This window comes from Paenibacillus ginsengarvi (assembly GCF_003626695.1).
Lineage (GTDB): Bacteria > Bacillota > Bacilli > Paenibacillales > NBRC-103111 > Paenibacillus_AB > Paenibacillus_AB ginsengarvi.
Map to the genome: position 1 here is coordinate 34,371 of NZ_RBAH01000025.1, position 20,050 is coordinate 54,420.

The window sequence follows — 20,050 nt, forward strand, 5'->3', positions numbered from 1 at the left end:
TTCGGTCTTACGTTTAATCCTCTATCCTGATTATACGCCCGTTTCAGCCGTCTTGCATCGCTTCGTCGTCGTCCGGCGCCTGTCTGATGCTTTCCATCCAGTTTACGCCGTAATCGACGAGTGCCTTTTGCGGCATCAGAAGCACCTCGGCTCCGGCGATATGGCCGCGAATCACAAGCCCCGTATCCTGCGCGAACGACCGGCCTATTTCTTCGAAATCGTCTGAATCGTAGTCCAACTCCCGGAAGCTCGCCCATTCCCGCACGCCGTTCCGATGTATCGGCGCCTTCACTGTAAGATCCTTTTTGCCCGGATATTCGGCGCGTATTTCCGCCAAATGCAGCGAGGTGTTGTTGCCATGCCCGACTCCAAGCAGCAGCACCCAGCCGTCGGCATCGTATAGGCGGGCGAGCGGCGATCGTTCCCCGAGCCCGTAATCAAGCGAATGTTCGCCGGTGATCCCTGCCGCGCCTTTCCCCCAGGCGGCAAAGGAAACTTGCGGGTGGGAGCTGCGAATAACGCCACGCTGCTTGCGGAAGCATTCCGGAATGGCGCCCATCAGACGGGTCGGGGACAAATCGGGATCGTACGCCGGCATCGTTCGCCGAATCGGCTCCCACCACGACTGCGGTACCGGCGGCATGCTCCAGCCGCCCGGATCGGACAAGCCGCCGGTATGCGTCGGCATGACGAGCGTACCTTCCTCGCCCAGCGCCTGCTCCAGCGCCAAAATAACGTCGACCGGCCCGCCGGGCATCCAGCCGCCGAGCGCCTTCATCGACGAATGGACGATCAGCGTCATCCCCGCCTTGATCCCGAGCCGGGTCATATCGTCGTAAAGCGTTTCTACCGTAATCAGCCTTCCTTGCATTTCCGGATATTTCCTAGTCATCTTCTCCGCCCCATCATCTTTTTTACTCCATTATGCCGGAAGCGTCGTCTGTTCCGTTAATGATTTTTTCGTTGTAACGGCCCGCACCCCCATGCAAGCAAAAAAACGGATGCTCTTAAGCATCCGCCACACAGCGAAATCCGATGTTGCCCGCCGAGCTGTCCGGCGTATTCGAGTTGCGAGCCGCGACGCGGTACCGGTTGCAGTACGACTTGTGACACAAATACGAGCCGCCGCGCATGCTGCGCCGTTCCCCGGAAGACGGCCCCTTCGGGTTGTCCGTCGTATCCTCCGCATAAGCCGTACGGCTGAACCAGTCATTCACCCATTCCCAGACGTTCCCCGCTACGTTGTACAAGCCGTAACCGTTCGGCTCGAACGCGTTCACGGGCGCCGTCCCGACATAACCGTCCCGCTTCGTATTTTTTTCCGGAAACGTGCCCTGCCAAATGTTGCACATATGCTTGCCGTCCGGGGTCAGCTCGTCGCCCCACGGGTACATGTTCTGCTCCAGGCCGCCGCGCGCGGCGTACTCCCATTCCGCTTCGGTCGGCAGCCGTTTGCCCGCCCACTTGCAGTAGGCTGCGGCATCGTTCCACGTAACGTGGACGACAGGATGGTCCATCCGCTCTTCGATATCCGAGCCCGGACCCTCGGGCTGAAACCAGAACGCACCCTTCACGCCGAACCACCACGGCGTCCCCTGCACCCGGCCCATCAAATGCGGCGTCTGCTTGGCGGTCAAAAACATCTCGAACACATACGACCAGCCGAACTTTTCCGCTTCGGTCTTGTAGTGCTTCGCATTTACGAATTCGGCGAACTGCCGGTTCGTCACCGTACAGCTGTCCACATAAAACGGGTTCAGCTTCACCTCGCGCACCGGACCTTCCCCGTCGGCGGGAAAGCCGTCCTTCGCGCTGCCGTTGCCCATGAGAAATGTACCCCCAGGCAAATAAATCATGCCTTCCCTGCGGGCGTCCTGCGCCGTCGTATCCGTGTTGCCTGCAGCCTGAGCGGCTTCCGCTGCCTGATTGGAAACGGCGTTGTCCGCTTCCGTCCCGCTCTTCTTTTCACCAAACGATTGCAGCTGTATGTTCGTCCGGCCCGCCGAGCAGCAGGAGCCGATTTGCTCGTCTGTCAATGAAATCCCCTCTTTGGCTAACATACTTTCGCTCTTGGGTCCATTCTAACGAAAAACGCCGGGGAGGGCAACCGAAGCGGGATCTCGCCGGGCCACCGCTTGCGAAAAGGAAGGCGGCGGAAAAGACACTCCGGAGGATCCATGCTCTTCCACTCGCTCTTACAAGCAGACTCCTTGATGGAACCAATCAAGGTTGGAATCCGCTTGTAAAGGCGACCGCTTCGCTGTTCCAGATGCATGGACCCTTCTCCGCTTCTTATTACCACCGCCGGGAAGCAGCAAGGCAATTGCCCCGGGATCTCGACGTTAAAGATCACCCGAAGAAAGCCGCCTTGTCCGCGGACGGCTGACGGCTTGTTCGCATGTATTTGTCCCCCCTCGAATATACATGAATACGTAATCCAATCCACTTATGAAGAGGCGGCTCATGCAAAAACAATCTTTTGTGCGGGGGACGTTCATTTTGACGGCGGCGTCCTTGACTACCCGGATACTCGGCTTCGTGAGCGGCATTTTTCTGGCGCGCACGCTCGGCGCGGAAGGGATCGGCCTGCTGATGATGGCTCATCCGCTCGTTCCGCTCGTCATTACGCTGACCGAGCTCGGCTTGCCGGTCGCCATCTCGAAGATGGTGGCCGAAGCCGATGTGAAGGGCGACAAGCTGAAGGAGAAACGGATTCTCGCCGTATCGCTCGCCATTACCGGCACGCTGAGCGTCATTCTAACGCTTGCGGCGCTGCTCGGCTCCAAGTACATAGCGGCCCTGTTCCTGACCGATCAGCGCGCCTATTACGCGATGCTGGCGATCACGCCGATCGCCCCGATCGTGGCGATCTCGGCCGTGCTCAAAGGATATTTTCGCGGCAAGCAGCATATGATGTCGATCGCCCTGTCCGATATTTTCGAGCATATCGCCCACATCGCCTGCATGCTCGCTCTCGTGCAGTTGCTGCTCCCTTACGGGATCGAATATGCGGCAGCAGGCGCCATGGTAGGCTCGGTCGTCGGCGAAGGCGTCGGGCTGCTGTATTTGTTCTCGAAGTACAAGTGGAACGCGCGCGGAGACGCTAACCGGCAAAAAGCGTCCGAGCATCTGCGGCACGGGAAGCGCACGTTCGCGGAGCTGATGCGGATGGGGCTGCCGACGACCGGACTCGGCTTCGTCCACTCCATATACAGCGCGTTTCAGCCGATGCTTATTACAAAAAGCCTCGCGCTTTTCGGACTCGGCACCGCGATGGCGACGAAGCAGTATGGGATGCTCGTCGGTTATGCGTTCCCGCTGCTCGTCTTTCCGAGCTTTATTACGCATTCGCTATCGACGGCCCTGATCCCGGCGGTCAGCGAAGCGATGGCGAACCGGAACGGAATGGACGTGCACCGGCGGATGGATCAGGCGATGCGGATCGCGATGCTCGTCGGCGCACCCGCCACCGTCATTTTATACATATGGGCAACGCCGCTGACGACGCTGCTGTACAAATCGCCGGAAGCCGGGCCGCTGCTCAAGCTGCTCGCGCCGATCTTTTTCCTTCATTACTTCGAGGCCCCGCTGCATGCGGTGCTGCTCGGACTCGGCAAAGCCGGCACTACGATGTGGAACTACATCGCCATGACGATCATGAAGGCGGCGGCCATCTATTTTCTCGGCAGCCAGTTCGGCATTACCGGCATCGTGCTCGGCATGAACTTCGGCATCTGCTTCATCACGATGCTGAACTTCTTCTCGATCTCCGGCTTTATCGGATTTTATCTGGACTTGCGGCGAATCGTGAAAACGGCTATATGTATGGCGGTCATGGCCTTTGCCGGACAGTACGGCTTCTCCTATGCGAAACATATCGGCATGACCGAGCTGTGGGGCATGCTTGCCTCGATCGGATTCGCGCTCGCAGTATTTATGATCGCGCTCCTGCTGACAAATTCGATTAATGCCCGGAGCGTCTTTCGCTTTGGCGGCTTTGGAAGCGGCGGTCCCGCTTCGCTGCGCAAATAGCCGTCTTAAAAAAACAAGAGCTCTCGCGGGCTCTTGTTTTGTTTACGGCCGTCAATCGGCCCGCAGACGATCCATCGCCCCACTGAGCAGCGCGAGCATGTCATCCGCTTGACTGCGCGACACGATCAGCGGCGGCATCAGCCGTATGGTGGAGGGTGAAGGGCTGTTGATCAGCAGGCCCGCCTCCATACAGGCGGCGACTAGCTCCGGTCCTCTCGGAGCCGGCAGGTCGAACGCGAGCAGCAGCCCTTTGCCGCGAATCCGGCTCAGTCCGTACGCGTTCGCCAGCGACTCGAGACCGCGGGTTATGTAATCACCCATCTCCTTCGCATGCTCGTGCAGCTTCCGCTCCACAATCTCGCGGACGACGGCATTGCCTACGGCCATAGCCAGCGGTTGACCGATGTACGTTCCTCCCTGTTCGCCCGGCTCGAATAAGTTGAACCGGCTCGTCGTCAGCATGGCCGACAGCGGGAAGCCGCCGCCGATCCCTTTGCCAAGCGTCATCACATCCGGCCGGATGCCGTCGTGCTCGAAAGCGAACATCGTTCCGGTGCGGCCAAGCCCGGTCTGGACTTCATCGAAAATAAGCATCAATCCGCGCTCGTCGCACAGCTTGCGGACGGTATGCAAATAACCGGCGTCCGCCGCATGCACCCCGCCCTCGCCTTGAACCGGCTCCAGCATGATCGCGCACGTTCGCTCGTCCACGGCCGCCAGCAAGCTTTCCGCGTCATTCAGCGGAACGTGCTTGAAGCCCGGCACCTTCGGGGCAAACAGCGCTTCCCAGCTCGATTTTCCCGTTGCCGACATCGTCGCGAGCGTTCGCCCGTGGAAGCTGTTTACCGTAGTGACGATCTCGTACGCTCCTCCGAGATTCAGCGCTCCGTGCTTTCTCGCCAGCTTGATGGCGCCTTCGTTCGCCTCCGCTCCGGTGCTGGCGAAAAACGCCTTGTCGAACCCCGACAGCTGCGTCAGCCGCTTCGCCAGCTCGATCATCGGCTTGTTGTAGAAGGAGGGGCTGGCGTTCACCAGTGTCGCCGCCTGCCGGTCCAGCGCTTCGCGGATGACGGCCGGAGAATGCCCGAGACAGGTCACCGCCCAGCCGCCGATAAAGTCCAAATAACGCTTCCCTTCCGTGTCCCACAAGTACATGCCTTCGCCGCGCTCCATCACAACGTCCGGCCGGACTGCGGTAAAAAGCAGCGCCTGCTTCGCTTCGGCAAGCCATTGCGCGGTGCCGCCGTGCGGCTCCGCTGCACAGCCAATAGATGCCGCGGTTGAAAGATCGTTTGACATCGTATCGTATCACCTCCGAATAATATTGGATAATTATACGTTATAACTAATTTTTATACAATACGTCATAAAAGAAAAAGCTTCGTTGCGAAGCTTTTCGTTAATACAGCTTAGGTTCTCGCAGTATTCCTCACTTGACCGTAAACTGAAAATCCATACTGCCTCGAAGGGCACGCTGCCGCTCCGCAGCTTGCAGAAAGGTTTTTCCGTACGACGGCGTTAGCGGCATCTCCCTTCCACGGTTTCGGAAAGCCCGTCACGCCGATCCGATAAGTCGCAGGAAAACGGAGGGACAGGCGCCGATTCAGATTAGCGGAATAAACTTCCGCTATCCTCTCGTTTCGAAACGTCCCGGAGGAAATAGCAGAACGAAATTCCGCTATTCAGGCCATTTTCAGCCAAAATCGTTCGAAATCGTCACAATAACGGAATTTTTTTCCGTTATACCCGGCATTTCGCCCCATCCCCCTCGTTTAGCGGAATAAACTTCCGCTATCGGTTCGCCGCCCGTTTCTCCTCGCGGTAAGACTCGCACGCCTGCACCCAGCGCGCCGCCATATCCGGGTTCGAGGCGAAATGGACGTGCGTATAACCGGCAACCAAGCTGCGGGTCGCGAAGCCTTCGCGCTTCGTCCCTTGACGCCCCTTCGTCGTATAGGCGTGAGAAAGCTGCGGCATATCGTCTTCGGCTGCCGGCCGCTCGTATGCGGAATAGTGAAACTCATGGCCACGCGCCATTTGCCCGTCGCCGAGCAGGAAATTGCCCTCCGTGCCGCTTACTTCCCGGTATCCGAGAGCGGCCAGCTTCCTCTGCATCTTCACCGCGCCCGGAAGCAGACCAACCATCGGGTAAGAGCGTCCTTGGGTATCCGTAATCGCTTCCGTCAAATACATGAACCCGCCGCATTCCGCAAGCGTCGGCATACCGGCTTTTACGCTCCGGCGAATCGAAGCCTTCACCTGCTCCAGTACCGCCAGCCGCTCGGCAAACTCCTCGGGGAAACCGCCGCCGATGTACAACCCGTCCGCTTCCTCCGGCACTTCCTCTCCCGCCAGCGGCGAGAAGTAGACAAGCTCGGCGCCGAAAGCCTCCAGCAGCTCCAAATTTTCCGGGTAATAAAAGTGGAAGGCCGCATCTTTCGCCACGGCAATGCGTATGCCGCGCGGCTGTGACCGATGGGCGAACAGCTTCGGCTCGCAAGCGATAACCGGCCGTTCGGCTATATGCAACAGCTGCTCCAGATCGAAATACGCCGCCGCAAGCCGCCCCAGCTCCGCAAAAAAGCCGTTTAACTCGCCGCGCTCGATCGAAGGAACGAGGCCCAAGTGCCGTTCCGGGATATCGATTGCCTCTTCGCGCAGCAAATAACCTACGACCGGGATGCCACATTCGTGCTCGATCGCTTCCTTGACGATCCGGTAATGCCCCTCGCTGCCCGCCTTATTGGCGATTACGCCCGCGATGCGGACGCCGGGCGACAGCGTCTGGAAGCCTTTGACGACGGCAGCCGCGCTGCGCGCCATGCTCTGGACGTTCACGACGAGCAGAACCTCGGCATCGACGATCTGGCTGATCTGCGCCGCGCTGCCTTCGTCGGACAGCGGGCTTTTGCCGTCGTACAGCCCCATCGCGCCTTCGATAATCGAAATATCCGCCCCGTCGCTGCCCTTGGCGAATATTTCTTTTACAGCCTCAGGACCTAGCATCCATCCGTCCAAATTGCGCGACGGCCTGCCCGTGACGGCCGTATGATACGTCGGATCGATGTAGTCGGGGCCGCATTTGAAGCCCTGCACGACATATCCTCTTTCCTTCAGCGCGGCCATGATGGCCAGGGTGACGGTCGTTTTGCCCGCACCGCTTCCCGTTCCGGCAATGACGATTCGCCGCGATGTTACAGGCGACGGACGATTCATGCGTGATCCCTCCTGCGGAAAATATTCGTTTATTTGAAAAAAAAAGCATCCCCGACACGTTCATGTCAGGAATGCCTCGCTTTTGCCAACCTATGACCGGGTCGCTATCGCTTCCGCCGCTCCGGCAAAACAATGCACAATTCATCCTAGCATCATTCCGGGCCGGAAAACAAGCTGCATACGGATGTACGGCAACCCGCGCCTCTGCGCTTAGCGGAAGTCCGGCGGCGTCCGCCGGGCCGTTCCCGTCAAAATCGCCGCCTCAATAATCGCGTGCCGCACTTTCGTCACGACCTGCTCGTTGAAGATGCTCGGAATGATGTACTGCTCGCTAAGCTCCGACTCGGATACGACCGAAGCGATGGCGCGGGCCGCAGCCAGCTTCATCGGCTCGTTGATGCGCGTCGCCCGGCAGTCGAGCGCTCCGCGGAAAATGCCGGGGAAGGCGAGCACGTTGTTGATCTGGTTCGGGTAATCGCTCCGGCCGGTGCCCAGCACGCGGACAAACGGCAGCGCCTCCTCCGGATCGACCTCCGGCCGCGGATTCGCCATCGCGAACACAATCCGCTCCGGCGCCATCGTCTGGAGATCCTCCGCGCCGAGCAGACCGCCCCGGGATACGCCGATGAAAACGTCCGCGCCGCGGAGCACGTCCTTCAGTCCTCCCGCCGTCGCCTCGACCTGCGGCTGCTCCGCCAGCCAGCTCCACATCGGGAGCCCGTACGTGCCGCCGCGTACGATCGCGCCATCCTTGTCCACGGGAACGAGGCGCCTGACGCCCGCCGCCAGCAGCATTTTACATACCGATACGCCTGCGGCTCCGATGCCGTTCACGACGACGCGCACTTCGTCGATCCTTTTGCCGACCACCTTGAGCGCATTAAGCAGGCCGGCCAGCAGAACGACTGCCGTTCCGTGCTGATCGTCGTGGAAGACGGGGATATCGAGCTCGTCGGCGAGGCGCGTTTCGATTTCGAAGCATCGCGGCGAAGAGATGTCCTCCAGATTGATGCCGCCGAATACCGGACTGATCGCCTTGATCGTACGGATGATTTCCTCCGTATCCTTCGTATCGAGGCAGATCGGGAACGCGTCCACGCCGGCCAACTGCTTGAACAGCATCGCCTTGCCCTCCATTACCGGCGCCGCCGCGTGCGGACCGATATCGCCGAGGCCGAGCACGGCCGTTCCGTCGGAGATGACCGCCACCGTATTCCGCTTGATCGTCAGCGAGTACACTTTGTTCGGATTGTCGTGAATGGCCGTACACACCTTCGCTACGCCCGGCGTATAAACCCGGGACAAATCGTCCCGGTTGCGGATCGGCATATTCGGCTGTACGGCGATTTTGCCGCCGAGATGGACGAGAAACGTCCGGTCCGATACATTGATCAGCTTGATGCCTTCCTGCCGCCGCAGCGCTTCCACGACCTCGGTTTCCGCGGATTCGGCGACATCCACCGTAATATCTCGCACGGACGTATCCTGGCCGGGACGAATGACGTCGATCGACGTAATATCCCCTCCCGCCGTGCTGATCGCGGAAGCTACATCCGCGAACGTAGCCTGCGCGTGATCGAGCTCGAGCCTGATTATAATGCTGGTCTGTGCCATAATCGGCCTCCTTAGTAGTAATTGACAGTATGCACTTGCAAGAAAGCCTGAGTCCTGACGACAGACTGTACGAAATGAACCTATAACTTCCGATCGTATTTCGCCCAATCGACCGTATTCTCCAGCACGACGGATACGAGCACGCCCATCAGCAGCCCGTTGCCGACAATCGGCCTGAGCGTTCCCGGCAGTCCAGCGAATGCGTCGGCAGGCACGTTCAGAATCGAGATGCCGAGCAAAGCGGGCGCAGCCATCCGGTATACCGTTTTCGCGTTAAACGAAAACCCCTGCAAATTGCGGAAGGCGGAGCCGAACAGCTGCAAATACACGACGAACAACACGGCTCCGCCGACGCTGGCCGGCATCCCCGCGAAAAACGTCCCGAGCGCCGGGACGAATCCGAGCACGACAAACAGCGCTCCTCCGATAACGAGGGCGGAGCGTTCCAATATGCGGGTGCTCTCAAGAAAGCCGATCGACGACGTATACGGGCCGTAGGGGACGAGTCCGAGCAGTCCCGCAATAGCGGTGTGCAGGGCCGTGAGGTGATACGAGCGCTTGTACGCCGCATCCGTGCTGGACAAGCCGTACAGCTTGTCCGCCGCGCTTAATGCCGTGACCGTATTCGTCATATTGATAAGTCCGGCCAGCAGAGCTGCGATCATGACACCGGCTTCAAAATGCGGCGCGCCTAACGGAAAAAACGTCACCCAGGCGCCGCCTCCCCCCGGAGCTGCGGCCTCTTCCGGCCCGGGAAACAAAACCCGGTATGCCGCCCAGCCTGCCACCATGCCGATCAGGATCGAGAAGTTGCCGAGCAAACCGCGGCCCTTGACGCCGATCCAGCAGACGAGCAGCACGATTGCGACCGACAAGGCAGCTACGGGCAGGTCGATCCGGCCTCCGGCCGATAAGCCGGTCATGCTTTTGAAAAAAACGATAATCAGCTGGGACGATAGCAAAAACAAATACACGAACATGACGATCGGCGTAAACGCCTTTTTCAGCAGCGCGCCGAAACCGAGTGCCCCGAGCAGCGAGGTGAGCGCCCCGGCGGCGATCATGCCAGCGGAAAGCGCTCCGCCCAGCTCGGGAAGCGTCATCCCCATTGACGGTGCGGCTGCGGCAAGGCTCAGGATGAGCCCCCACCATAAGCCGGCCGGCCCCTCCATCAAGGCGTAGCGATGGCCGAACATCGCCTGCGCGATAGTGGCCGCGCCGGTGACGATAAACGTTATTTTCACGATCGAAGCGACGAGCTCCGGAGAAAATCCGAACGCCGCCCCGACCGACAAAGGCACGACGACCGTATTGGCAAACAAAAAAAACATCCATTGTACGCCGGCCAGCCATAACGGGGCCGAGGTCCATTTGTTCAACGCTGTGGCTCCCCCTTTCTCAGTAGGTGTCGAACATCGTTTGAATAAGATCGGGGTCGCGGGTCCGGGTTAGGGCGAGGCTGAGCAGCACGCGGGCTTTGTGCGGATTCAGATTGTCCGGCGTCACGAAACGGCTGAGCCGGTCGGCCGGTTTCGCCGTCACGACGCCGCTGCCGGTGCGCGAGGCGCTTACGACGACAACGCCGCTTGCGGCCGCAGCCGCAAGCGCGTCGCGAGTGTCCGGATACATGCCGCCATTGCCCATCCCGGCATGAACGATCCCCCCCGCTCCGGCCGCCACGGCCGCTTCCACCAGCTCCCGGCCGCCGTCGCCGTGGCCGTACAGCATATCGACCCGCGGCAGCGAGCGGAGGCCGCCTACGTCAAATTCGGATTGCCACGTATGCCGTCTGACGCTCTCGTAATAAAACCGGGGAACGCCGTCGACGATCCAGCCGAGCAAGCCGAAGTCGCGCTGGCCGAAGGCATCCGCCGTCGTCGTATGGCGCTTGGACATATCCCGGGCGGAGCCGATCGCATCGTTCAGCGTAATAAGCACGCCCCGGCCTTCGGCGCTGCGGCTGGCCGCCAGTGCGACCGCATTGTACAAATTAAGCGGACCGTCGGCGCTGAGCGCCGTTGCGGGCCGCATCGCGCCGGTTACGACGACCGGTTTGCGGCTTTTTACGGTCAGATGAAGGAAATACGCCGTTTCCTCGAGCGTATCCGTGCCGTGCGTGACGACGATCCCGTCGCACGTATTGCCGGCAAGTTCTTCGTTCACCCGTGCCGCCAGCTCCAGCAGCAAACGGCCGGTCATGGCAAAGCTAGGGATATTGGCAATCTGCGCCGAGCCGATCTCGGCCAGCGTCTCCAGCTGCGGCACGACTTCGAGCAGCGATTCGATGCCGATCACGCCGGCCTCGTATTGGGTCGTCCGGCTGCCGTCCGTCCCTTTGCCAGCAATCGTGCCGCCGACGGCGAGCACCTTGATCCGCGGCAAACGGCCTTCCCTCGTTTCACGACGGTTAAACAAACAAATCGACAACCTTTCCTTCCTTCGTGCGTATGAGGCCGAAGTCGGTAATTTTCAGCGCCGGACTAACCGGCAGCGACAACGTGCTGAGCGACATGATCGGGTTGTAATGGCGGTAGCCGAGCCGCTTCATCGCCTCCCGGAGCCGCGCCGTTTCAACCGCCAGCTCGTCCAGCGTCGCCTCGGACAAGATGCCCCCTACCGGCAGCGGCAAAAAGGCGATCACTTCGCCGCCAAGCACGACGCAATAGCCGCCCTGGCGCCCGATAACCGTATTCGCCGCCAGCTCCATATCCGCTTTGCTGCGGCCCAGCACGAGCAGGTTGTGATTGTCGTGGGCGTACGTTGTCGCGATCGCACCCTCGCGAATCGCGTCCCCGCCGACAAGGCCCAACGCCCGGTTGCCGTTTATCCCGTAACGCTCCATAATCGCGATCAGGCTGTAAGGGCTTTGCTCCCACAGCAGCTCGCCGCCGCGAACCGGCACGTTATCGATATGTTCGCGGGTAAACGTAGATCCGTCGCCCACCATAATAATCCGGCACGACTGTTCGCCGCTGTTCGCAGGCGCGGTTACCGTGAAATCCGCCGACCCGACCGGAGACAGCTTGACGCTGGTATAAAAGTCGGACGGAAACTGCCGCTCCGCCGGCTCCTCCTCGTAAGGCTCGGAAGCATCGTAAGCTTTGACGCCGCCTTTGAACACTTCGCCGACGGCCAGCTCGCGCACGTCGTTCAGCAGCACGAAATCGGCGATCCGGTTCGGCGCAATCCGGCCGCGGTCGCGAAGATTCATTCGCTTCGCCGGCGTCATCGTGGCGGCGTAGATAGCCGCCTCGGGCTCCATGCCCATGCGGATCGCTTTGCGGACGAGATGGTCCAGATGTCCGAGCTTCACGAACGTATCCGGCATGACGTCGTCGGTCACGAAGCAGAAATGCTCGCTGCGGTCATGATCGACCAGATGCCGGATCAGCTCCGGCGTCATCGATTTTTCCTGAATTTCGATAAACATACCGGCGCGAATGCGCTCCTCGAACTCTTCCACCGTCATCTGCGTATGATCCGAATCGATCCCCGCGTACACGAAGCGGCTCAGCTCCACATCGACCAGCTTCGGACAATGTCCCTCAATCGGTAGCTGCGGATAACGCGTCCGCACATGGCGCAAAATCCGGTTCGTTCTGCCGTCGGGATTGGCCGCCATATCGGCGTAATCCATCACTTCGCCCAAACAAACGACGCCGTCCACAGCGAGCAGCTCGTCGATTTCCTCCACTCCGACCGTACCTCCGGTCGTTTCCAGCAGCGTCGCCGGAACCGAACTGGGAATACCCCAGAACATATCCGCCGAACAAGCTCGCCCGGCCTCGATCATTTCTCGGATGCCGCGAATGCCGAACACGTTCGCCATCTCGTGCGGATCGGCCACGATCGAGGTGACGCCGCAGCGGATAATGCCGTGCGAGAACGTGCGCGGCGTCACCATCGTGCTCTCGATGTGCAGATGAATATCGATCAGCCCCGGAATCATCGCGCGGCCGCGGCCGTCGATAACGGACGCCGCTGCGATCGTCTCTGGGCCTTGACTGCCGACGTACAGGAATTTGCCGTCCTTGACGGCGACATTCGCCTTATAGAACGTTTTCAGCGCGCTGTTGAATACGCGCACGTTTACGATAAGCAGATCGGCCAACATAACCGTCGCGCTATCCGCATGGCTGATCGCATTCCCATTCGCATTCACAGGACCGGCACCAGCTTTTCTTCCGGGAAGCGCAGCGCTACCTGCTCGCCGTGCTCGTAAGGCTTCTCCCGGCCGTCATTGACGATAAATTCGCCCATCAGCGTTTCGACGACGTACTGATATTCGCGGCCCAAATAAGTCGTAACCTTCACCTTACCGGCTGCCGTATTGGACGAAAAAGCCCCGGCATCTCCGGAAATATCGATGTCGTCCGGACGGATCGCCCACTTGCCTGCTTCCGCGCCGCCCGCACCGGCAAACGAAGCGCCTGCCGCTTTCCGGTCGATAATATTTTCGAAGCCGACGAATCGCGCAACAAACTCCGTTCTCGGCTGCTTGTAGATGACCTGCGGGGAATCGAGCTGCTCGATCACGCCTTTGCTCATAATCGCTACCTTGTCGGAGATCGAGAAGCATTCCTCCTGATCGTGGGAGACATACACGGTCGTGACCTTCAGTTCCTTCTGGATGCGCCGTATTTCCATCCGCATCTGTACGCGCAGATTGGCGTCGAGGCTGCTCAGCGGTTCGTCGAACAGCAGCAGGTCGGGCTGGATGACGAGACTTCTCGCTATCGCCACCCGCTGACGCTGACCGCCGGAGAGCTGAGCCGGGTAACGGTCCTCGAACCCTTTCAGATTGACAACCTCAAGAATTTCGTGCACCTTCGACTTCATGGCCTTGCCGTCCGTTTTACGCAATTTCAGGCCGAAGGCGACATTTTCGTACACGTTCAGATGGGGAAACAGCGCATGCCCCTGGAATACGAAGCCGAAGTTCCGCTTGTGCACGGGAACCTTCGTATAATCGCGGCCGTCGAACAGAAACTGCCCTTCCTTCGCTTCGTTAAATCCGGCGATCAGCCGCAGCGTCGTCGTTTTTCCGCATCCGCTCGGGCCGAGCAGCGACAGAAACTCGCCTTTTTCTACATTTAAATTGAAGTTCTTCAAAATATTGTTTTTCTGGTCGTACGCGACCGTCACATTGTTCAGCTCAATCAGCGCCATGTCGTTCCCTCCAGGTTATAAGGTGTGCGTATGCAGCCGTATCGTTATTTCGTAAAAAATCTCAGACCGAGCGTGCGCTCGATCGCCCCGATCAAAATCGCGGTCATAATCATCAGCAGCACCGAAATGGCGGCAATCGTCGGATCGAAGTAATATTCCACATAATTGAGCATACTGATCGGCAGCGTGCTGACTCCCGGTCCGGTCATAAAGACGGACACGTCGACGTTGTTGAACGATTCCAGGAAAGCGAGCAAAATGCCGGCGATAATGCCCGAGCGAATATTCGGCAGCACGACGTTAAAAAACGTTTTCAACCGGCTCGAACCGAGGCTCATCGCCGCTTCCTCGACCGAGTAGTCGAAGTTCATCAAGCTCGACGAAATGACGCGAATGACGTAAGGGATCATAATGACGACATGCCCGATTAGCACGCCGGGGAAAATCGGAATTTTATACGTAATGACCAAATATTTCAGCAAGCCGTAGCCGAACACGATGCCCGGAATAATGATCGGCGAGATGAAAAACGAGCTGAAAAACGCCTGTCCCTTGAACTTGAACCGGCTAAGCGCGTAAGCTGCCGGAATGCCGAGCAGAAACGAGATGAAGATGCCAGCCATCGCGACCGCAATACTGATTTTGAAGGAAGTCCAGAACATTTCGACGTGAAAAATATTTTCATACCATTTCAGCGAAAAGCCTTTCGGCGGAAACGCCAAGTAATTGTCCGGCCCGAACGACGCTCCGATAATAATGACGAGCGGCGCGAGCAAAAAAATGTAAATAACGAAAGTGAAAATGCCAAGCAGCGGTTGTTTTTCCTTCATCGTCTACCCTCCCGTTACCCGTTCGGATTCAGTTTTTTCGCAAACGAATTGATGATGCCGATTAACAAAAATGTAAGGGCAATCATAATGGTGGCAATGATCGACGCCGTTTTCCAGTCGCCGAGCGTCATCGTGTTCTGGAACAGCAGCGTCGCCAGCACTCGCTTCTTGCCGCCGAGCAGCTGGGGAGTCGCGTAAGCGGTCAGGCTGCCGACGAGCACAAGCGTGCTGCCGACGAGCAAACCGGGAACGCTGAGCGGCAGGATGACGTTAATGAACGCTTTGAAACGGGAAGCGCCGAGACTGGCCGCCGCCTTCACGAGATCGCCGTCGATATTCTCAAGCACGCCGATCAGCGAGATGATCATCAGCGGCAGGAACAAATGAACGAGGCCGATAATAATCGACGTTTCCGTATACAAAATTTGGATCGGCTTGTCGATTAGATGCAGATCGATGAGCAGATTGTTGATCAGCCCGTTTTTGCCGAGCGTTACCATCCAGCTGAACGAACGAACGACGGCGCTGGTCAGCAGCGGGAAGATGGCGAGAGCCAAATAAATGCCTCTGCGGCTCACCTTGGTCCGGGAAATATAGTAGGCCGACGGGAATCCGAGCAGGATGCATATAATCGTCGTGATCAAGCTCAGCTTCAGCGTCGTCCACAAAATGCCTAGCGTGTAAGAGTCGGTAAAGAAATTAATGTAACCGGCAAGGCTGATCCCGTTATCTGTCTGGAATGTCGACAAAATAATCAGAGCAATCGGAATGACCATAAAGACGGTCAGGAACAACGCGCCGGGCAAAACGAGCAAATAAGCGGGTTTCTTCATCGGCTTTCGGCCCCCCAAAGTAAATCGAACTGTTTCGTTTCCTCTTCCGTCGGCAGCGCCGCCTGGGCGCCCAGCTTCGTCACCGTAATGGCGGCCACCTTGATCGCATACTTCACCGCATCGCGGGCATCGTCGCCGCGGGCGAGACGGCTGGCAAACGCGCCGATGAACGAATCGCCGGCTCCGGTCGTATCGACCGCATGCACTTTCATCGCCGGATAGCGCACAACTTCGCTCCCGGATATATAGGCTGCCCCGTCTCCGCCGAGCGTAAGCACGACATGTTTGCACGGGAGCGCCGCCAGCCGCTTCGCCAGCGTATCGAACTCGGACGCCGGAGCGCCTGTCAGCTCTTCCGCCTCGACCTCATTCAGAATGAGGTAGTCGATGTCGCGCAGCAGCTCCTCCGAGAGCCCCTGCATCGGAGCCGGGTTGAAAACGACCGTTTTGCCGAATCGTCGGGCCGCCGCCACGCTGTGAAGCACCGTTTCCAGCGGAATTTCGAGCTGCAGCACGACGACGTCGCTGCTTTCGAACAGCTCCGTATGACGTTCAATATCGTCCGGGCCGAGATAACGGTTCGCTCCGGGAGCCACGATAATCGAATTGTCGCCGTGCCGGTCGACCATAATCATCGCCGTGCCGGTCGAAACGTTTTCCACCGTGCGGATGCCGTCCGTTTCGATCCGCTCCTTGGCGAGAATCGAACGCATATCGCCGGCGAACGCATCGCTTCCGAAGCAGCCGATCATTGCGACCCGCGCGCCCAGCCGGGCGGCTGCAACCGCCTGATTCGCGCCTTTGCCGCCCATCATTCTATCAAAGCTATGCCCTATTATCGTTTCGCCTATTCGGGGCATATCCTGGACCTGCGCTACCAGATCCATATTCAGACTGCCGACTACAAGGACAGATCCGTTACTCATCGCAATTTCTCCTCACCTGCATAGGTAATCTTATTGCTTCAAATGATGGACAAACATGTCCAGAAATTTGCGCTCGTCGACCTGCAAGCAAACGTCGACGTTCGGCGTCCGATTCAGCCTGTTCTGGAAGTCGCATACCGTCTGACCGTCGCACAGCTCGCTGCGCGTCTCCACATCGACGAATAGCTTGCGGGTTTGCACGATGCTTCTGTCGATCGCAACGCCGACCGCCAGCGGATCGTGCAGCGCGCACGCGCGGACGCCGTTCACCCGGCTGTACCGCTCGATATAGTGCGAAGTGCATGTCTGGACAAACTCGCCAATCTCCGTCCCTTCCAGCTCGCGCACGTGACTTTCATGAAGCAGCGCTTTTCTAGTCACATCCAGCCCGACCAGCGTAATCGGAATGCCCGAGTGGAACACGAGCTTGGCCGCTTCCGGATCGGCGAAAATGTTGTATTCCGCCACAGGCGTCAAGTTGCCCGGACCGGATACGACGCCGCCCATAATGATCAACTCTTTCACCCACGAAGCAAGTTCCGGCTCCTTCCGCAGCGCCAGCGCCATATTCGTCAGCGGCGTCATCAGAATGAGCGTCAGCTCGCCTTTATGCTTCCTTGCCTGTTCGATTATAAAATCGGGGGCGTAACCTTCGGCCGCCTCTCCCGGCTCCATCTCTTCCAGAGCGCCGCCGAGGCCGCGCGCTCCGTGTACGCCGGTTTCGTGGCGCGGCTGCCGGAGCAGCGGCAGCGCAGCCCCGCGGATGACGGGAATGTCGTTTTCCTTGCCCAGCAGCTTCAGCACCTTAAGCGTGTTGGCCGTAGCTAGTTCGAGCGGAACATTGCCGCATACCGTCGTAACGCCCAGTATGTCGAGCTTCCCGCTTTTCACCGCCAGCAGCAGCGCCAGCGCGTCGTCGATGCCGGTATCCGCGTCGATGATGACTTTACGCATCCGTCATTCGCCCCCCTGCAAATAGTTCAGAATCGTTTGCGTCAGTACGGTTACGCCGTATTTCAAGGCGTCCGGATTTACTTGAAACGTCGAATTATGCCAAGCGGCAGCCGAGCGGCGTGCTTCCTCCGACCAGTCGCCGGTGCCCCATTCGATAAAGACGGAAGGCACCGCTTTTGCGATATAGGCAAAATCGTCGGCGCTCATATAACCGTGCGGCAGTTCGATCACGCTTTCTTTGCCGAGACATAACCCGGCCGCCTGCCGGACGAGATCGGTCATCGCTTTGTCGTTCCATGTGATCGGATAACCGCGCACGTAATCGTACGTGAACGAGCCTCCCCACAAATCGGCGATGCCTTGCAGCGTTTTCCCGATCTTCTCTTCCATCAAAACTTGCGTATCGGGATTCACCGTCCGCACCGTTCCCGCGAGATAAACGCGGTCGGCAAGCGTATTCGGCGCATAACCGCCCTTGATCTCGCCGATCGTGACAACCGCGTTGTCGAACGGCGATACTTGGCGCGCCACCAGATTTTGCAGCGAGACGATCAGTTGACCTGCCATCGCGATTGCATCGGCTCCCTCATGCGGAGCCGCCGCATGGCCGCCTTTGCCGATCAAGTGAATGTAAAACCGGTCCGCGTTGGCGAGAATGGCGCCGTCCTTCAGCCCGAACGTGCCGGGCGCGAGATACGGATTCGTATGAATGCCGATGGCGGCGTTCACCTGCGGGTTCTCCAGCAGTCCTTCAGCGATCATCGGCTTCGCCCCGCCGGGATGCTTCTCCTCGGACGGCTGAAACATCAGCTTCACCGTTCCGCCCCATTCCTCCCGCCGCTCCAGCAGCATGGCCGCCGTACCTAATACGGCCGTTGTATGAGCGTCATGGCCGCAGGCGTGCATGACCCCGTCGGTTTGCGACGCGTACGGCAGGCCGGTAGCTTCGTTAATCGGCAGCGCGTCGATATCGGCCCGGAGCAGTATCGTTTTGCCCGGACGGCCGCCTCTTAGTTCGGCGCACAGACCCGTACCGGCCATAACTTGATAGGGAATGCCGAGACGCTCCAGCTCGCCCTTCACAAACGCCTGCGTGGCAAACTCGCTGCCGCTAAGCTCCGGGTTGCGGTGCAAATGCCTAAACGTTTCGTTCAAATAAGTACCAAGCTTCTGTTCCACGACATCAGCCGTTACGTGATTCACTTCAGTTGTCCCCCGCTTTCCCATCCGGCCTCTGGGTTTGTTGCAGCCTTCTTTGCGCTTTGGCGGATGGTCCTATAAGTTAGGAAGCGGTCCGTTTGGACCGCCCCGCGATTAGCCTTTTATTTCGAAATGACTTCCCGGTTCCAGCGGTCGATCCAAGATTTCATATTTTTGTTAACTACGTTCCAGTCGACCGACTTCAGCTTGGAGATGAAGTCAGGGCCGTACGTAAGTCCCGACGCTTCCTGCTCGGACAGCTTGACGTCCTTGTTCGCCGGGGAGTCGACCTTGTCGATCGCGTTCGCCTTCTGCACCTGCTCGCTAAGCCACCAGTCGATGAACTTCTCGCTCAGTTCCTTGTTTTTCGTTCCTTTGACCACGTTCATCGTATTCAGAACGGCATAAGCGCCTTCCTTCGGAATGACCCAAGTCGCGTTCGGATTCGCTTTCTGAATCGTCGCCAGGACGAAGTTTTGCACCGGAGCGATAGCTACTTCTTTCTGGTTGAACATGTTGGCGAGGTCGGAGCTTTTCATATAATATTTGATGACGTTCGGAGCCAGCTCCTTCAGCTTCCCGAAAGCTTTGTCCGCATCCAGGGCGGAGGCACCGGCCACTTTCGAGGAGAAGTCGATGACGAACGGTCCGTCGGTTGTCGTTATATCCGGAATGGCAAGCTTGCCCTTGAACTCGGGTCTCCACAAGTCGGCGTAAGACTCGACGGGTTTCGAGGCAACCGATTTGTCATAAATGATGCCTGAGCTGCCGATCGTGTAAGCCGGACCGTAGTCCGCACCGTTAGGCGCTTTCGCGATGTCGTACAAATGCTCGATATTCGGAATTTTGGAACGGTCGATTTTCTCGAACAAGCCCTCTTCGATCCCTTGGGCGGCATACCCTTCAGCCAGCATAATGACGTCGATCTGGTGCGCTTTCATCCGCACTTTGCCTAAACGGTCCGCGTTGTTGCCGACCTCGAGCTTGATCTTGACGTTATTCGCTTTCTCGAACGGCTCGAATACGTTCTTCCGGAGCAAGTCTTCGCTAAAGCCCCAGGTGGACAACACGAGCTCTTTCGACCCGCCTACTCCGTCCTTCGTTCCCGCGCCGCTTTCGTTTTTAGCGGACCCGCAGCCGGTTAACACCGTAGTCAGCAGCACGGACGCTGCAAGGGATACTATCCAAAACTTCTTCATGATGCGTTCCTCCCGAATGTAGGTTGTGAATGTTAGTACTCCAAGTTTTCCCGTCCATGTTTCGTTGTAATCGCAAA

At 58.6% G+C, this 20,050-nt stretch carries 16 protein-coding genes; 1 reads left to right on the plus strand and 15 read right to left on the minus strand.

Annotated elements, in window-relative coordinates; genetic code table 11:
* Positions 1–43: 43 nt before the first annotated feature.
* Both D7M11_RS27210 and D7M11_RS27215 read right to left on the minus strand, forming a co-directional pair.
* Positions 44–892 (minus strand): AAC(3) family N-acetyltransferase, encoded by an 849-nt coding sequence (locus D7M11_RS27210; protein ID WP_240041324.1) that lies wholly within the window; start codon positions 890–892, stop codon positions 44–46.
* Between the two features lie 115 nt (positions 893–1,007).
* A complete protein-coding gene (locus D7M11_RS27215; RefSeq protein ID WP_120750415.1) occupies positions 1,008–2,060 on the minus strand; it encodes a formylglycine-generating enzyme family protein in 1,053 nt (350 codons plus the stop codon).
* 403 nt (positions 2,061–2,463) lie between these two features.
* Here D7M11_RS27215 and spoVB point away from each other — a divergent pair, with 403 nt between their 5' ends.
* Positions 2,464–4,032 (plus strand): stage V sporulation protein B, encoded by a 1,569-nt coding sequence (spoVB, locus tag D7M11_RS27220; protein WP_120750416.1) that lies wholly within the window; start codon positions 2,464–2,466, stop codon positions 4,030–4,032.
* Between the two features lie 51 nt (positions 4,033–4,083).
* Here spoVB and D7M11_RS27225 read toward each other — a convergent pair whose 3' ends face one another.
* From D7M11_RS27225 to D7M11_RS27285, 13 genes are all read right to left on the minus strand, one after another.
* The gene (locus D7M11_RS27225) at positions 4,084–5,331 is read right to left on the minus strand and encodes an aspartate aminotransferase family protein (RefSeq protein ID WP_120750417.1); all 1,248 of its coding nucleotides are present in this window, start codon (positions 5,329–5,331) and stop codon (positions 4,084–4,086) included.
* 492 nt (positions 5,332–5,823) lie between these two features.
* Entirely contained in the window at positions 5,824–7,248 is a 1,425-nt protein-coding gene (locus D7M11_RS27230; RefSeq protein ID WP_120750418.1) for a cobyrinic acid a,c-diamide synthase CobB, read from the minus strand.
* Positions 7,249–7,458: 210 nt separating this feature from the next.
* Entirely contained in the window at positions 7,459–8,862 is a 1,404-nt protein-coding gene (locus D7M11_RS27235; RefSeq protein ID WP_120750419.1) for an NAD-dependent malic enzyme, read from the minus strand.
* Positions 8,863–8,942: 80 nt separating this feature from the next.
* Entirely contained in the window at positions 8,943–10,241 is a 1,299-nt protein-coding gene (locus tag D7M11_RS27240; RefSeq protein ID WP_240041326.1) for a uracil/xanthine transporter, read from the minus strand.
* A 19-nt stretch (positions 10,242–10,260) separates the two neighbouring features.
* Positions 10,261–11,277, minus strand: coding sequence for a type II asparaginase (locus tag D7M11_RS27245; protein WP_205127122.1), 1,017 nt, complete (start codon positions 11,275–11,277; stop codon positions 10,261–10,263).
* A complete protein-coding gene (locus D7M11_RS27250) occupies positions 11,270–12,976 on the minus strand; it encodes an adenine deaminase C-terminal domain-containing protein (protein ID WP_120750498.1) in 1,707 nt (568 codons plus the stop codon). The genes D7M11_RS27245 and D7M11_RS27250 overlap by 8 nt, the downstream gene beginning before the upstream one ends.
* A 44-nt stretch (positions 12,977–13,020) precedes the next feature.
* Positions 13,021–14,031: an ABC transporter ATP-binding protein gene (locus tag D7M11_RS27255; RefSeq protein ID WP_120750421.1), complete on the minus strand. Its 1,011-nt coding sequence runs from the start codon at positions 14,029–14,031 to the stop codon at positions 13,021–13,023.
* A gap of 44 nt (positions 14,032–14,075) precedes the next feature.
* On the minus strand, positions 14,076–14,861 hold the full coding sequence (locus tag D7M11_RS27260; protein WP_120750422.1) for an ABC transporter permease: 786 nt from the start codon (positions 14,859–14,861) through the stop codon (positions 14,076–14,078).
* 14 nt (positions 14,862–14,875) lie between these two features.
* The gene (locus D7M11_RS27265) at positions 14,876–15,694 is read right to left on the minus strand and encodes an ABC transporter permease (RefSeq protein ID WP_120750423.1); all 819 of its coding nucleotides are present in this window, start codon (positions 15,692–15,694) and stop codon (positions 14,876–14,878) included.
* On the minus strand, positions 15,691–16,620 hold the full coding sequence (gene rbsK / locus D7M11_RS27270; RefSeq protein ID WP_120750424.1) for a ribokinase: 930 nt from the start codon (positions 16,618–16,620) through the stop codon (positions 15,691–15,693). The genes D7M11_RS27265 and rbsK overlap by 4 nt, the downstream gene beginning before the upstream one ends.
* A gap of 30 nt (positions 16,621–16,650) precedes the next feature.
* Positions 16,651–17,574 (minus strand): nucleoside hydrolase, encoded by a 924-nt coding sequence (locus D7M11_RS27275; protein ID WP_120750425.1) that lies wholly within the window; start codon positions 17,572–17,574, stop codon positions 16,651–16,653.
* A gap of 3 nt (positions 17,575–17,577) precedes the next feature.
* Positions 17,578–18,777 (minus strand): M20 metallopeptidase family protein, encoded by a 1,200-nt coding sequence (locus D7M11_RS27280; protein ID WP_158606862.1) that lies wholly within the window; start codon positions 18,775–18,777, stop codon positions 17,578–17,580.
* 119 nt (positions 18,778–18,896) lie between these two features.
* A complete protein-coding gene (locus D7M11_RS27285; RefSeq protein ID WP_120750427.1) occupies positions 18,897–19,973 on the minus strand; it encodes an ABC transporter substrate-binding protein in 1,077 nt (358 codons plus the stop codon).
* Positions 19,974–20,050: the final 77 nt, after the last annotated feature.

Excerpts from the sequence above, each read along its gene's own strand:
- D7M11_RS27210 (WP_240041324.1), bottom strand. The coding sequence starts at position 892 with ATGACTAGGAAATATCCGGAAATGCAAGGAAGGCTGATTACGGTAGAA.
- D7M11_RS27215 (WP_120750415.1), bottom strand. The coding sequence starts at position 2,060 with ATGTTAGCCAAAGAGGGGATTTCATTGACAGACGAGCAAATCGGCTCC.
- spoVB (WP_120750416.1), top strand. The coding sequence starts at position 2,464 with ATGCAAAAACAATCTTTTGTGCGGGGGACGTTCATTTTGACGGCGGCG.
- D7M11_RS27225 (WP_120750417.1), bottom strand. The coding sequence starts at position 5,331 with ATGTCAAACGATCTTTCAACCGCGGCATCTATTGGCTGTGCAGCGGAG.
- D7M11_RS27230 (WP_120750418.1), bottom strand. The coding sequence starts at position 7,248 with ATGAATCGTCCGTCGCCTGTAACATCGCGGCGAATCGTCATTGCCGGA.
- D7M11_RS27235 (WP_120750419.1), bottom strand. The coding sequence starts at position 8,862 with ATGGCACAGACCAGCATTATAATCAGGCTCGAGCTCGATCACGCGCAG.
- D7M11_RS27250 (WP_120750498.1), bottom strand. The coding sequence starts at position 12,976 with ATGTTGGCCGATCTGCTTATCGTAAACGTGCGCGTATTCAACAGCGCG.
- D7M11_RS27255 (WP_120750421.1), bottom strand. The coding sequence starts at position 14,031 with ATGGCGCTGATTGAGCTGAACAATGTGACGGTCGCGTACGACCAGAAA.
- D7M11_RS27260 (WP_120750422.1), bottom strand. The coding sequence starts at position 14,861 with ATGAAGGAAAAACAACCGCTGCTTGGCATTTTCACTTTCGTTATTTAC.
- D7M11_RS27265 (WP_120750423.1), bottom strand. The coding sequence starts at position 15,694 with ATGAAGAAACCCGCTTATTTGCTCGTTTTGCCCGGCGCGTTGTTCCTG.
- rbsK (WP_120750424.1), bottom strand. The coding sequence starts at position 16,620 with ATGAGTAACGGATCTGTCCTTGTAGTCGGCAGTCTGAATATGGATCTG.
- D7M11_RS27275 (WP_120750425.1), bottom strand. The coding sequence starts at position 17,574 with ATGCGTAAAGTCATCATCGACGCGGATACCGGCATCGACGACGCGCTG.
- D7M11_RS27285 (WP_120750427.1), bottom strand. The coding sequence starts at position 19,973 with ATGAAGAAGTTTTGGATAGTATCCCTTGCAGCGTCCGTGCTGCTGACT.